The sequence below is a fragment of the Marinomonas sp. KMM3893 genome (assembly GCF_004352855.1).
Taxonomy (GTDB): domain Bacteria; phylum Pseudomonadota; class Gammaproteobacteria; order Pseudomonadales; family Marinomonadaceae; genus Marinomonas; species Marinomonas arenicola.
Genome location: NZ_SJSC01000006.1, coordinates 33,763 through 47,282, shown reverse-complemented (window position 1 = coordinate 47,282; position 13,520 = coordinate 33,763). Strand labels below are relative to the sequence as shown.

At 43.6% G+C, this 13,520-nt stretch carries 17 protein-coding genes; 10 read left to right on the top strand and 7 right to left on the bottom strand.

Going from position 1 to position 13,520, the window contains the following annotated elements; translation table 11 throughout:
• The first annotated feature begins 11 nt into the window (after nucleotides 1-11).
• The gene (locus E0D71_RS13935; RefSeq protein WP_133003930.1) at nucleotides 12-578 is read left to right on the top strand and encodes a YfaZ family outer membrane protein; all 567 of its coding nucleotides are present in this window, start codon (nucleotides 12-14) and stop codon (nucleotides 576-578) included.
• A 90-nt stretch (nucleotides 579-668) separates the two neighbouring features.
• On the opposite strand, the gene E0D71_RS13930 is transcribed toward E0D71_RS13935, so the two are convergent.
• The 3 genes from E0D71_RS13930 to hemN are packed head-to-tail and all read right to left on the bottom strand — an operon-like array spanning nucleotide 669 to nucleotide 3,394.
• Nucleotides 669-1,211, bottom strand: a complete 543-nt coding sequence (locus E0D71_RS13930; RefSeq protein ID WP_133003929.1) for an adenine phosphoribosyltransferase — start codon at nucleotides 1,209-1,211, stop codon at nucleotides 669-671.
• 26 nt (nucleotides 1,212-1,237) lie between these two features.
• Entirely contained in the window at nucleotides 1,238-1,999 is a 762-nt protein-coding gene (gene fnr / locus E0D71_RS13925) for a fumarate/nitrate reduction transcriptional regulator Fnr (RefSeq protein ID WP_133003928.1), read from the bottom strand.
• A 24-nt stretch (nucleotides 2,000-2,023) separates the two neighbouring features.
• Entirely contained in the window at nucleotides 2,024-3,394 is a 1,371-nt protein-coding gene (gene hemN, locus E0D71_RS13920) for an oxygen-independent coproporphyrinogen III oxidase (protein ID WP_133003927.1), read from the bottom strand.
• A 183-nt stretch (nucleotides 3,395-3,577) separates the two neighbouring features.
• Here hemN and E0D71_RS13915 point away from each other — a divergent pair, with 183 nt between their 5' ends.
• Together E0D71_RS13915 and tusA are read left to right on the top strand one after the other, a co-directional pair.
• Complete coding sequence (locus tag E0D71_RS13915; RefSeq protein WP_133003926.1) at nucleotides 3,578-4,174, top strand: alpha/beta family hydrolase; 597 nt, start codon at nucleotides 3,578-3,580, stop codon at nucleotides 4,172-4,174.
• A gap of 52 nt (nucleotides 4,175-4,226) precedes the next feature.
• On the top strand, nucleotides 4,227-4,463 hold the full coding sequence (gene tusA, locus E0D71_RS13910; protein WP_133003925.1) for a sulfurtransferase TusA: 237 nt from the start codon (nucleotides 4,227-4,229) through the stop codon (nucleotides 4,461-4,463).
• 103 nt (nucleotides 4,464-4,566) lie between these two features.
• Here the strand turns inward: tusA and E0D71_RS13905 are convergent, their stop codons facing one another.
• The 3 genes from E0D71_RS13905 to E0D71_RS13895 form a co-directional block, all read right to left on the bottom strand.
• Nucleotides 4,567-5,160 (bottom strand): CBS domain-containing protein, encoded by a 594-nt coding sequence (locus tag E0D71_RS13905; protein ID WP_133003924.1) that lies wholly within the window; start codon nucleotides 5,158-5,160, stop codon nucleotides 4,567-4,569.
• 41 nt (nucleotides 5,161-5,201) lie between these two features.
• Nucleotides 5,202-5,507: a hypothetical protein gene (locus E0D71_RS13900; protein ID WP_133003923.1), complete on the bottom strand. Its 306-nt coding sequence runs from the start codon at nucleotides 5,505-5,507 to the stop codon at nucleotides 5,202-5,204.
• A 276-nt stretch (nucleotides 5,508-5,783) separates the two neighbouring features.
• On the bottom strand, nucleotides 5,784-6,206 hold the full coding sequence (locus E0D71_RS13895) for a MaoC family dehydratase (protein ID WP_133003922.1): 423 nt from the start codon (nucleotides 6,204-6,206) through the stop codon (nucleotides 5,784-5,786).
• Nucleotides 6,207-6,274: 68 nt separating this feature from the next.
• On the opposite strand from E0D71_RS13895, the gene E0D71_RS13890 reads away from it, so the two are divergent.
• The 7 genes from E0D71_RS13890 to yjjG all read left to right on the top strand — a co-directional run bounded on the left by E0D71_RS13890 (nucleotide 6,275) and on the right by yjjG (nucleotide 12,229).
• Entirely contained in the window at nucleotides 6,275-6,928 is a 654-nt protein-coding gene (locus tag E0D71_RS13890; protein ID WP_165943009.1) for an HAD-IA family hydrolase, read from the top strand.
• Complete coding sequence (sppA, locus tag E0D71_RS13885; protein WP_133003920.1) at nucleotides 6,925-7,938, top strand: signal peptide peptidase SppA; 1,014 nt, start codon at nucleotides 6,925-6,927, stop codon at nucleotides 7,936-7,938. The genes E0D71_RS13890 and sppA overlap by 4 nt, the downstream gene beginning before the upstream one ends.
• Before the next feature lie 139 nt (nucleotides 7,939-8,077).
• A complete protein-coding gene (locus E0D71_RS13880) occupies nucleotides 8,078-8,839 on the top strand; it encodes a hypothetical protein (protein WP_133003919.1) in 762 nt (253 codons plus the stop codon).
• Nucleotides 8,840-8,888: 49 nt separating this feature from the next.
• Nucleotides 8,889-9,803 carry a 50S ribosomal protein L3 N(5)-glutamine methyltransferase gene (gene prmB / locus E0D71_RS13875; protein ID WP_133003918.1) on the top strand — a complete coding sequence of 305 codons (915 nt, stop codon included), beginning with the start codon at nucleotides 8,889-8,891 and terminating at the stop codon, nucleotides 9,801-9,803.
• A gap of 4 nt (nucleotides 9,804-9,807) precedes the next feature.
• On the top strand, nucleotides 9,808-10,905 hold the full coding sequence (gene aroC, locus E0D71_RS13870) for a chorismate synthase (protein WP_133003917.1): 1,098 nt from the start codon (nucleotides 9,808-9,810) through the stop codon (nucleotides 10,903-10,905).
• 67 nt (nucleotides 10,906-10,972) lie between these two features.
• The gene (gene yjjX / locus E0D71_RS13865; protein WP_133003916.1) at nucleotides 10,973-11,524 is read left to right on the top strand and encodes an inosine/xanthosine triphosphatase; all 552 of its coding nucleotides are present in this window, start codon (nucleotides 10,973-10,975) and stop codon (nucleotides 11,522-11,524) included.
• 15 nt (nucleotides 11,525-11,539) lie between these two features.
• Nucleotides 11,540-12,229 (top strand): pyrimidine 5'-nucleotidase, encoded by a 690-nt coding sequence (gene yjjG / locus E0D71_RS13860; RefSeq protein WP_133003915.1) that lies wholly within the window; start codon nucleotides 11,540-11,542, stop codon nucleotides 12,227-12,229.
• A gap of 262 nt (nucleotides 12,230-12,491) precedes the next feature.
• On the opposite strand, the gene E0D71_RS13855 is transcribed toward yjjG, so the two are convergent.
• The gene (locus tag E0D71_RS13855; RefSeq protein ID WP_133003914.1) at nucleotides 12,492-13,331 is read right to left on the bottom strand and encodes an AraC family transcriptional regulator; all 840 of its coding nucleotides are present in this window, start codon (nucleotides 13,329-13,331) and stop codon (nucleotides 12,492-12,494) included.
• Between the last annotated feature and the right edge of the window lie 189 nt (nucleotides 13,332-13,520).

Sequence of the window (13,520 nt, the reverse complement as noted above, 5' to 3'; positions counted from 1 at the left end):
GATTAATGGAAATGAATCTAACGAATAAGGCCTTACTGCTAACAGCGGGTATTTTAAGTTCATCCATGGTGTTGGCGTCTAACGCAGGCGTGAGCTTAACCAATGATTTAGCTAAAGCTGATGTGAGCCTAGACATGGGGCCTTTCGCCTTGACGGCTGGCGGCACGCACGATTCTGATGATGACACTTCTTCAGCTTATGTTGGCTTAAACATTCAAGACACAGACACCAGCGGCCCATTGCAGATTGGTCTTGGGGTTCGTGTGTATGCGCTGGATAACAACCTGAACGGCAGAAACGATGATGTGGCGGTTGCTGCAGCATTGGGTGGTTGGTACCGTTACACCTTCCCAATGGCAAATCGCTTAAGCGTTTATGGATCAGCGTATTACTCTCCTGAAGTCTTGTCTGTGTCTCGTTTGGATCACATGTACACTTACGACGTTCGTGGTGAATACATGACCACTCAAAACACACGTGTTTACATTGGCTACGGCAGCACAGTGTCTGTTTATACCAATGATGAGCGTCGCGAAACAAGCGATGGTCTTAGCGTTGGTGCTTCCGTCGCATTCTAAGAATAGACTGGGTTAAGCATAAAAAAGGTGGTCATATTGACCACCTTTTTTGTTTCTGCTGCCCCTGCTAATTAGGGGCAGAAGTGTGTATTACTCGCCTGCAAATGCGCAAAGACTGAAAATAGGGATCTCATTATCGCGTAACTTTTGGCTGCCCCCAAGATCAGGCAGATCAATAATAGCGGCGACTTCTTTGATTTCTGCTCCTTGGCTAGTAAGCAGTTCAATGGCAGCAAATAGGGTACCACCGGTTGCAATCAAATCATCAAACAGCAACACATGATCGCCTTCTTTAACCGCGTTTTCTTGAATCTCAAGCTCTGCTGAACCGTATTCCAAATCATAGCTCTGAGAAATGGTTTTGCCCGGTAACTTACCTTTTTTTCGAATCAAAATAAGTGGCTTTTGCAGTTCATAAGCTAATACAGCTGCAATCAAAAAGCCTCGAGCATCAATACAGGCAATGTGTGTGATATCGCTTGCGATATAGCGATGCACGTAAGCATCCACCACCATGCGCATGCCTTTCGGGTCGCTAAAGATAGGGGTGATATCGCGGAAACTGATGCCAGCTTTTGGCCAGTCTTCAACAGTGCGAATTAATGACTTAACGTAAAAATCGTCGTAAAGCATAAAGGGAAAGAGCCTTAATTTGTGAATCAAATATCGGCTATTCTAGCACAATCGTCCGCTATCCCTACCAACTTTTGCATCTCGCTCAGGTTGATGATTGAAATCTCTTTGCCGTCTACCTCGATCAGCTCATTTTTCTGAAAACGAGTCATCACTCGGCTAACCGTTTCAACCGCCAAGCCTAAATAGTTACCTACTTCGCCGCGAGACATGGCCAATCTAAATGAAGTGGCTGAATAACCGCGCTTTTTAAAGCGGTTGGAAAGGTTCAATAAGAAAGAGGCGACTTTTTCGTCGGCATTCTTTTTACCCAGTAAGACCATCATTTGTTGGTCATCGCTGATTTTTCGGCTCATCACCCTAAACAATTGATGTTTCAGAGAAGGGATTTGCGATGTTAGGTTCTCAAGGTGGCTAAACGGAATTTCACACACAGTCGTGGTTTCCAGCGCTTTCGCTGTAATCGGGTAGCTATTGTTATCAATGCCACTCAAGCCAACCAGCTCACTTGGGCAATAGAACCCTGTGATTTGCTCTTCACCAGAAGCCGTGATGTTAAATGTTTTTAGTGTCCCAGTACGAACTGCAAACACTGAATCAAACGCTTGTCCTTGATGAAATAGAATCTCACCTTTTTTAAGAGGGCGCTTCCTTTCAATGATCTGATCCAGTCTATTTATATCTTCATCAGCCAAAGCAATAGGCAGACATAATGCACTTAGACTACAGTTCTGACATTGCGAAGTAAGTTTACTGTTAAATCTTGATGGTGCGGTTGAGATTGACATAAATGTTTCCCTGACTGTAATTTATTATATAACTTTAGAGTACTTGATAGCGCTGTCTAGATACTGATCAAACACCATGCACACGCAACGAATCAAAAGGCGTCCTCGCTCTGTTACCCTAATATGAGTATGTTCCTTAAGGTGATCGATTTCAACAATTCCATCTTTTTCCAGTTGTTCTAATTGTTCTAATTCTTGGGAAAAATACTGGTCAAATTGAATTGAAAAGGCTTTCTCAATAGACTCGCTACGCAATTCAAATTGGCTAATTAAAGTCATAATAACTTGATGACGAATACGGTCATCTTGATGACTTATATAGCCTTTCATAATGGCCAACTGACCATTTTCGATGCTGTTTTGATAAAGCGATAAATCCGTGTGGTTTTGAATGTATACGCCTTTTAAGTGGCTAATGGCCGACACACCAAATGCAATCAAATCGGTTTCTGCGTGGGTGGTGTAGCCTTGGAAATTACGCTGTAATTGGCCTTTTTCTTGCGCCACTTTCAAACTGTCGTTTGGCTTGGCAAAATGATCCATGCCAATGTATTCATAACCCGCCTCAGTTAATGTCTCAATGGACAGCTTTAATAAGTTTAATTTTAATTCTGGAGACGGCAAGTCTTGGTCTAGTATTCGGCGCTGTGAGCGAAATCGATCCGGTAGATGAGCGTAGTTAAAGACGGAAATTCGGTCTGGGTTTAACTCAATTACTTTCTCTAATGTCTCTTTAAAGCCTGCAATTGTTTGCTTTGGCAAGCCATAAATAAGATCAAAGTTGATCGAAGAAATGCCCAGTTTTCTGGCGTCTTCAACCAAGTCGCTGACCATTTTAATTGGCTGCACTCTGTGAATAGCAAGCTGTACTTCTTGATCAAAATCTTGCACGCCAATACTGATACGGTTAATGCCATTTTTTACCAGTAATTGCATTTTTGACGAGGTGATTTCTCGTGGGTCAATTTCGATGCTGTAATCTTGGCTGCCATCTTGCACTAGGGTGAATTGTTGATTTATCGCGGCAAATAATTGCTCTAGATGCTGCTCAGAAAGAAACGTTGGAGTCCCGCCGCCAAAGTGCAACTGGGTAACAGGTCTATGTTGATCAATCATCAGGCTCCGTAAACGCATTTCCTCTTCGAGTAATTCTACGTACTCAGCGCCTTTATCATATTGCTTGGTAACCACCTTATTACAAGCGCAGTAATAACAAAGATGCGCGCAAAAAGGGATGTGAAAGTACAAACTGATAGGGCCTTGATTTGGCACTAGCATTTTGTCAATTAAAGCAATTTTACTGATGGCATTATCAAATTGTGGTGCTGTTGGGTAAGAGGTATAGCGGGGCCCAGATAAGTTGTATTTGGTGATAAGCGATTGATCCCAAAGCATGGTGTCTTCCTATTAAATTTTCTAATGCGAAGTTTACTCTTAGCCTCAGGGTGGCTTCATGATATAGATCAAAACTTGCTTCTAGTAAGTGTACGAAATCCTATGCAAGGCTTGTCTATCCGCCTCTTCAAAGGAGCTTGGGAATCTGCTCTAATGACTTTTTTATTTTGGTGCCTGATTTATATGTCAAAACTTCCTCTCTATTTGGCGCACGGGGCTGGTGCGGGCTATCAATCGAGCGACTTTTTGCGCGCTTTTGCCGATACTTTGACCCAGCAACACGCAAGACCAGTGGTCCCTGTTACATTTGATTATATGAAAGAGCAAGAACGGACCGGAAAAAGGCGTCCTCCTTCTAAATTCGTCAGTTTAGTGCCTGAATTTGCCGCGCAAATTGGCACTGAGAAAGCCCTGATTGTGGCGGGTAAGTCGATGGGGGGGCGAGTGGCCACCCAGCTTTCAGAGCAAGAAAATGTTAAAGCGATTGTCTGTTTGGGGTTTCCCTTTCATCCGCCAGGAAAGCCTGAAAAACACAGGTTGGCCTTTTTGGATGCGGTGAGTGTGCCTTGTTTAATCATACAGGGCACAAGAGACCATTTTGGCAAGCCTGAGTGGGTCAATGAGCAAACACTTAATGAGAAGGTTGAAGTTCAATGGTTTGAGGGAGCCGATCATGATTTCAAAACATTAAAAAAGCAGAAACTAAGCACAGATGAGGTTATTAATAATATTTCGGCGTCTATTGAGGCTTGGTTAGCGCGTCATGGATTGGACTACTAGCCAGTGCGTTTTATAATGCGCCCCATAAACAACGACAAAGAGTGAGTCGATAATGGAACACCAAGCTGAATTGGACGCTACTGGGTTGTTATGCCCTGAACCTGTGATGATGCTGCATGTCGAGATGCGCAAATTGGCAGAAAAAAACATTTTAAAAGTGATTGCAACAGACCCTTCAACAACTCGAGATATCCCTAAGTTCTGTAACTTTTTAGGTCATACTTTGCTTGAGCAAGTGCAAGAGGGTGATACTTACTTTTATTGGATTCAAAAGAAAGCAAGCCAATAGGGCTTAAAAAGTCTGTCTTGATAGCAAGGATTTAACCCAAAAAAAAGCTCATGCCTCTGAATCGTGGCATGAGCTTTTTAGGTTTTCAGGGTGTCTATTAGGGTTAGGCTACCTGCAATTTGCTTGGCGCGTGTACTTCACCCAATAAAGCGATTTTATAAATATTGCGGAAACTTGAAAAGGTAACATCGATGTCCAATTTTAATTGGCGCGCAATGTCGCTTGAAGAAATCAATCCACGAATCGTTTTGTTGTTCTCATCAATAACAAGAAGGTGCTGTAGCTCATTGGTTTTTTGGCTGTACAACAATGATTCAATGTCGGCATTTTTCAATGAGTTGTAAGACAGCGCCAATAGCGTTTCTTTTGGACGCATTAGGTCAGCAACCAAAAGTTCAGAGCGAGTAAAACCTTTTGCGACTTGCTTGATGAAAGCTTCTTCAGACAGGTCTTCTAACCCTACCACACCGACAAATGCGTTGTTGGCGTCTACCACTACTTTCATGCGAACGTGCTCTTTTCTCATTAAGCGAACCAATTCGTCAGCACGAGTACTAGACTCAATAACACGAGGCGCCGCGGTTTTAAAATCTGTGAATACGCTTAATGCAGGAGAATATAGGTTGATATTCTCGATGGTTACAGGCCAAGTTAATGCATTAACGTCTTTAGTAGAAACATAAGTAAGTGTTTTCATGATAGTTCTCCAAAAATAGATAAAAAAAGTAAATTGGTGAGTTATATCAAGAAAACAGGAGGGGCCCTTGGTTTGATTCTATCAGAAGGTGATGTGCTAATAGGATGACGGTAAAATGAAAACAGCTTGTTGTCTTTTTTAGTCGGCACTACTAATGAAAGGTATAATGCGACGTAGCTGTCATCTATTGGGTCAACATCTAAATCAGGAATGGCGGCTTCACAGCATATCTGCCCAGTCGCTGGCACCCAGCGCTGTTTACTTTCTTCTTGTGCGTTCGCGCGTTGAGACAGGCTCAACAAAGACGATGCGATAACGACAAGAATGATAAGTAGATGGAAGTTCATAAAACGCCTTAACTCATGATTTATATCATTAAATATATTCTTCTCCGGAAATAAATCCAGCGTTTTTTGATACATGTCGCGTATTTACACTATCCAATATCTTTTTTTGGGATCTCGTTCACTATAAGGACGAAACAGGGACCTTTGCAGACCAGTTTTAAAGCATTAGTAAGTGATGTGTGAGGGCGCTACATATATAAGAACCGCTTGCGCCGTCTTTAAATAAAAAAGCACAGAAAATCTGTGCTTTATATTAAAGGAACGATAAGCGCTTAACTATTCGCCCGCAGGTACCATAACAATGGCTTCGCCTGTTACTACGGCTTTGCCTTCGCATTCACATACGGTTTTTAACGTCACACGACGGCGGCGCTCATTAATCTCAGCCACTGTGATTCTGGTCACGACTTCTTGACCCAGAAAAACAGGCGCACGGAATTTCAAGTTTTGCTCCAGGTATATGCAACCAGGTCCTGGTAATTGCGTACCTATCGCGGCAGAAATAAAGCTAGCAGACAACATGCCATGGGCTATTTGCTTACCAAAAGACGTCGTTGCTGCGTATTGTGCATCGAGATGAACAGGGTTGGAGTCGCCTGTGACAGCCGCAAAGGTATGAACATCATCCTCTGTTACTATCTTGCGGTATTCGATGCTTTGATCGATGAATAATTGCTCTAAAGTGAAACCAGAAGTCATTGCTAATCCTTATCTTACATTTTTTCGCTATGTTACACTCTTGGCGCACCATTCTTAAGAGGTATTGCATGGTTAAGTTAGTGATTTTTGATTGGGATGGCACTCTTTTCGATTCCATTGCAGGAATTTGCAACAGTATGTTAGAAGCGGGGGCTCGCGTTGATGCGCCTAAAAGACATTTCGATGACATCAAGAACATCATAGGTTTGTCTCTAGATACGGCCGTTCAAACCGTGTGGCCAGAACTGGATGACGCTCACCGAACTAGATTGACCGAGCATTATAAGCAGATTTACGTCGATCAAGACCAAACACCACCAAACGCTTACGATGGCGTTTTTGAGTTACTTGAAACATTACGCCAATCAGGTTTGGCCCTAGCTGTGGCCACAGGAAAAACTCGACGCGGTTTAAATCGAGTGATGGGGCTAACCAAAACCAACGATTTTTTTACCACTTCTCGCTGTGCAGACGAGGCGCTTTCTAAGCCGCACCCTTTGATGCTGGAACAGATATTAGAAGAGCTCGAACTTACTCCCGATGACGCCATTATGATCGGCGATACTGAATACGATTTGAACATGGCAACAAACGCAGGAATGCGCAGTGTCGGCGTCACCTATGGCGCCCATCATCAAGAGAGATTGCAGGCCTGTAACCCCCATGCCATCATTAATGATATTAGGCAGCTAACATCAATTTTAGGATTAACAAAGCAATGAGTTGGACCGAAGAACAAGACAAGCAAAATGCCCAAGACGCAGAACAAAATCCCGCGACAACACCAGATCCAGCGAATCAAGAAAAAGACAGCGATTCGAGACTCTGGCAGCTGTTGGAAAAAACACTGAATGATACTGTGGTGGAAAAGCGTCGAGCACGCCGCTGGAAAATCTTTTTCCGTTTTACCGGTTTACTCTTTGTGCTGGCTTTGATTGGCGCAGCACTAAGCCAGATGTCATTTGATACAACCCAATTAAATAAAGACACGGTTGCGGTTATTCCAATGCGAGGCGTGATTGGCAGCGGCGCAGAAATTGACGCATCTGAATATGTCGGCTTGTTGGATGAGGCGTACCGAAGCCATAACTTAACCGGCGTTGTGATTGAAATGAATAGCCCAGGTGGCAGTCCTGTTCATTCGGGCATTATCTATGACGCCATTCGCCAAAAAGAAGCGCTTTACCCTAATGTCCCAGTCATTGTGGTGGTTGAAGACATGGCGGCCTCTGGCGGTTATTACATTGCGTCGGCGGCAAATGAAATTTACGCGGACAAAGCCAGTTTAGTAGGTTCCATTGGGGTTATTTCATCAGGCTGGGATGCCAGCAAGTTAATGGAGAAAATTGGTGTTGAGCGCCGCACGTTCACCGCAGGGCGAAATAAAGACTTCCTTGATCCTTTTGTGCCTATGAGTAAAGAGGGGAAAGAGAAATGGCAAGCGGTATTAGATGAAACGCATCAGCAATTCATTCATGCGGTAGAAGTGGGTCGAGGCGACCGATTAAAAATCACAGATGATGTTTTCTCAGGAATGATTTTTACCGGCGTTCAAGCTCAGAAAATTGGATTGATTGATGGTTTATCCAGTGCGCATGACTTGTTAAAGACTCGTTTCCCGAATTCAACTCCAGTGGTCTATGCCCCTGAGCGCGATCCATGGGAAAAAGTCGCGAAAGAATTTGGCGTGCAATTCGCGGCTAAGATACTCAGCACAGTGACGCTGCAATAATTTACTAAGCAAGATTGCTATCGTCATCAAAGCCTCTGTCAAACAGGGGCTTTTTTCACAGCATTGAGATAAACTGTTTTAATGATAAAAAAGATAATATAATGACTTAATTGATTATTGTATAAGAAGGTGTTTCGTTATGGCTCGTAAAGCAAATATTGCAAGAGAAGAGATTCATCAGGCTTGTTGGGATCTATTGGAGCAAAACCATTTCCCGAACATCCCAAGAATAGCCGACTATTTTCTTAAGAAAGACGGCCGCCATGCATCGAATACCACCTTGCTGAATGCAATCACTGAGTGGGAAGAGTCCTATAAAGAATACCAACAGCATCAGCTGAAAGAATTAAATGATGCCTTGCAGCCAGCCTTCAATCATTTCTCACGAGAAATAACACAAACCCTTGGGACCTTGCTGGATGAAAAGCAAGTCGACCTTGAAAATCAGCAAGCCTTAAAAGAAAGCGCGACGCACCAAGGTTTTCTCTCATTGAGTTCTGTTTTATGTGAGACGCAAGATTCTTTGGCTAAGGTAACAGAAGAAAAGCAGCAGTTAGAAAACGCTCACCAAGCGCTCATCGAGAAACACCAGATGATTCTGGAGCGCCATGACGACATAGTTTCACACAACAAGGTCATCGACAGTCAACTTAAGCAAACGCAAAAAGAGCGGGACGAGTTGCAGTTAAACTTGTCACAAAAAGCCGTTGATCTCGCCAAGCTAGACAACAAAGTCAGCGGCCTTGAAGAAGAAAACGCTCAGCTAAAAGAGCAGTTACACGCGCTGAAAAATCAACATCAATCCATACAAGATGGCCATCTAGAAAAACTCAATAAGCAGATGGAGGAATTAACGCAATCCGTCGCTCGTATCCAGATCAAGGATAGAGACAATAAATAATAAAGGCTATAATGCCGCTTTGTTTTACCCCATACATGGCCGAATTCTAATGAGCAGTAGACAATCCGCAGTTCGCGACTTAAACACCATTAAAGATTTTATTCGCTGGACCTACAGCCGCTTCCAAAAAGCGGACCTTTTTTATGGGCATGGCACAGACAATCCTTGGGACGAGGCGGTTCATCTTGTCATGGGGGGGTTAAGTTTACCCTTAGATTTTGATCGGGATATGTTAGATTGTGCGCTGACATACAATGAAAAAAAGCGTTTACTGAAGCTTATCGATAGCCGCATTAATAAGCGTGAACCCTTACCGTATTTACTTGGTGAAGCATGGTTTATGGGGCTTCCATTCAAGGTGACAAAAGACACCTTGATCCCGAGATCGCCTATTATTTCTCTATTAGAAAGTGAGTTCGCCCCTTGGCTGAACCAATATCCAAGAACTATTCTGGATATGTGTACAGGCAGTGGCTGTTTAGGCATTGCCGCCGCGTTGGTTTTTGATGAAGCCTCAGTGGATCTGAGTGACATCAGTGAAGCCGCTCTTGTGGTCGCGAATGAGAATATCGTGCGCCATCAAGTCGAAGATCGTGTGCAGGCCATACATTCTGATATGTTCTCCGCACTGACCGGCAAGCAATACGATTTGATTATTTGTAACCCTCCTTATGTCGATAAGCAGGACTTCCAACAAGCGCCTGCAGAGTTCCATAATGAACCAGAATTAGCGCTAACCTCTGGTGATGATGGGCTGAACTTTACCCATAAGTTTTTAGCTCAGGCCGCGCATTATCTTCATGATGACGGTATATTAGTATACGAAGTGGGTAATACCGAAGTGGCATTGCAAGCTGCCTACCCAGAAATCCCCTTTATGTGGGTTGAATTAGAGCAGGGCGGAAACGGCGTTTTTGTCCTCACCAAAGAACAATTAAACCAACTATTACACGAGCAACAGTAGCATTATGTCTGGTAATACTTTTGGAACACTTTTTAAAGTCACCACATTTGGTGAAAGTCATGGCCTCGCATTGGGGGCCATTGTCGACGGCTGTCCTCCAGGCATAGAGATATGCGAAGCCGATTTACAAAGAGACCTTGATCTACGCAAACCTGGCACATCAAAACACACGACTCAGCGTCGCGAAGCGGATGAAGTAAAAATCATGTCCGGTGTTTTCGAAGGCAAAACAACAGGCACGCCAATCGGCTTGATCATTGAGAATACCGATCAACGCTCACGAGATTACGGCAACATTGAAGACACCTTCCGCCCGGCGCACGCTGATTATACTTACGACCAAAAATATGGCTTCCGTGATTATCGCGGTGGCGGTCGTTCTTCTGCCCGTGAAACCGCCATGCGCGTTGCCGCAGGCGCGATTGCTAAGAAATACCTAAAACAGCAATTTGGCATTGAAATTCAAGGCTTTTTGTCACAACTTGGTCCCATTAAGCTGGCAGTGAAAGATTTAAGTCAGGTCTACAATAATAGCTTTTTCAGCCCTGACCCAGATGCGATTCCTGAACTAGAAGAATACATGACAGCCTTGCGCCGTGAAGGCGACTCTATTGGTGCGAAAATTTCCGTCATTGCAAAAAACGTAATGCCAGGCCTTGGCGCCCCCGTTTTTGATCGACTGGATGCCGATATAGCCAAAGCGATTATGAGTATTAATGCCGTGAAAGGCGTTGAGATTGGCGATGGTTTTGATGTCATTGAACAAAAAGGCAGTCAGCATCGTGATGAAATGACACCAGAAGGCTTCTTAAGCAATCACGCCGGCGGTGTGCTTGGTGGCATTTCTTCAGGACAAGATATTATTGTCCATATGGCGCTGAAACCAACATCGAGCATTACCATTCCAGGAAAAAGCATCAACCGTGCGGGCGAAGCCATCGACGTGATTACCAAAGGGCGTCATGACCCTTGCGTTGGCATTCGAGCAACACCGATTGCCGAAGCCATGGTTGCCTTGACGATCATGGATCACTTGCTAAGACATAGAGCGCAAAATGCGGATGTGGTGTGTCCCACTCCCATTATTAACGCTCAAGCCTAAATTGAATTGAGTCACCCAAAGCCGCAATCCTTGATTGCGGCTTTTTGTTTTTAAAGGAAGCCAGCTTATGCCTAACACTGTTATTCGAATTCGCGTTGCATCGAAAAACCCCGTCAAAGTAACGGCCGCGCATCAGGCCTTCAATCAAGTATTCCCAAATCACACGATTCACTGTGAAGGCATGGAAACCGAATCTGGGGTCGCCGATCAACCAATGACAGAAAATGAAACGCGCCTGGGCGCGCAAAATCGCATTCGTTATTGCAGAGCTCATGACACGAACAAGGAAGAAGATTACTTTGTGTCGATGGAAGGTGGCGTTGATGATTTTGAGGAGGGCGCTGCGACCTTTGCTTATGTCGCCATTGCTGGCCGTGATGGAAAAATACACACGGGTCGATCCGCTAACTTGCCAATACCCGATGCGGTTTATCTGCGTTTAAAAAATGGCGAAGAGCTTGGCGATGTCATGGATGATCTGTTTAAAACAGACAACGTAAAACAAAAAGGTGGCGCGATCGGTTTGCTTACAAACCATAGGGCCACTCGCGAAAGTACCTATACGCAGGCACTTATACTTGCGCTCGCGCCAATACTGCACCCTGATTTGTATTTATAAGGATAAAATAGATAAATGAATTACGATTGGATTATCTTTGACGCCGATGAGACCTTATTCCACTTTGATAATTTCTCAGGTTTAAGCCACATGATGCTAAAACACAAGGTGACTTTTAGCGCAGATGACTTTGCAGAATATCAAAGTATCAATAAACCATTATGGGTGGCTTACCAGGATGGAAAAGTGACGGCGAAAGAGCTGCAAACTCGTCGATTTCAACGATGGGCTGATCGACTGAATATTCCTGCCCATCAGCTTAATCAACAATTTCTAGAATCCATGGCAGAGATATGTAAGCCGTTGCCAGGCGCACAGGCGTTAATGACGCATTTAGCAGGCCAATCTATTAAATCTGCCATTATCACCAATGGATTTACGCAACTTCAAAAAGTGCGATTGGAACGAACAAAGTTTGACCAATATTTTTCCCATGTGATTATTTCGGAAGAAATAGGCGTAGCGAAACCCAATGTTGCCATTTTTGATCATGCACTTGAGAAAATGGGCAATCCAGATCGTAAGAAAGTATTGATGGTTGGTGACACATTAGAGTCGGACATTCTGGGTGGCATTAACGCACAGATTGATACTTGCTGGCTCAATCATCATGGCAAAGTACACCCAGAGCACATTGTGCCCACATATCAAATCAGCTCGCTGGATCAACTGACAGAAAAACTAAAGGCTGCAAGTAATCGTTAATCAAAAGTCCTGATTGCTTGTTAACGTTAGCGAATTAACAAACGCGATAACAAGCAAATCAAGGCAACGAGGAAGTAACAGAAATAAGCGTTTGAGTGCATGGCTATTTCACTCTACTATTTCCGGTAAATGTTATTATCGGAATTAGTGTATATTAGTACTTCTGGGCTGTTTTATCGCTAAATCCCTTGATGATGATTCATTTAACACGCTACGGACTGTTTGTTGGGCAAAAAATAACGCTTTCTCCGCATCCTTATCTTTACCTAGCATCAAGCTCACTCGATTTCTTCTGCCACTCTTTTGGTGACATGCCCGTTTTCTTTCTGAATACTCTAGCTAAAACAGAGCCATGTTCGTATCCCACTTTATTTGCAACAAAGCCGACGGTCTTATCTTGCCGTAATAATTGCTGCGCCATAGAAATACGCAAATCCGTTAGAAAGTCATTTGGCGTTTGACCCAGCGTGTCACGAAACAATTCGGTGAATTTAGAGCGAGACATGGCTGCATGTTCTGCCATGCGTTCAAGAGTCCAAGCGGTTTCTGGCGATTCTTGCAGTTTTATCAATGTTGTTGCCAACATTGGATGACTTAGCCCCGCCAACATTCCTTGTACAATCAATCCTTCTTCAGTGAGTTTTTTAAACATCTGAATGACTAAAATATCGCACAACTTGCTGACAATACTTTTCTGACCTAGACCTGAACGATCCACTTCTTGAAAAAGCCAAGTGACGGTATCTGATAAGGCATCGCCATTTAGCTCATGAAAAATAATACTCGGCAATCCTGACACCACGCTCTGCTGCTCAAGTGCCGTAAAATGCACCGAGGCACAAATCAGTTCTGCCGGCTGATCTTTCTCTGTCATTATTTGGTGCGCAGAAGAAAAAGGTAAAAATATCACGGCTGGCTTTTCAAATATCATCTTATGACCCGCGTCACGTAAAACGGTCAATTTGCCGGAGCGTAAATAATGCAGGTGCCCTCCATTCTTTGTGTTGTGGTTTTCGAGTGTCTTACCGCCACAAAAACCACCGCTGAAAATAATCTCAGAACGGATAGAAAAGTTCTCAATGATGTTCTCTAGTTTATTCAAAGCCACCTGCTTCACTCTCAAAAACTCATAGCCTATGGAAAAACGCCATAGGCTTATTTATACCTTTATCTAAAAAATCCCCCATCATTGCCCTCCTTATTTTGCTAAATCTAGTAGATTTCTAACCAATTGATCAATTTTTGTAAATAGACTATTGCTCGCTTTACGAAGCTTTTATAATTCGCTCTG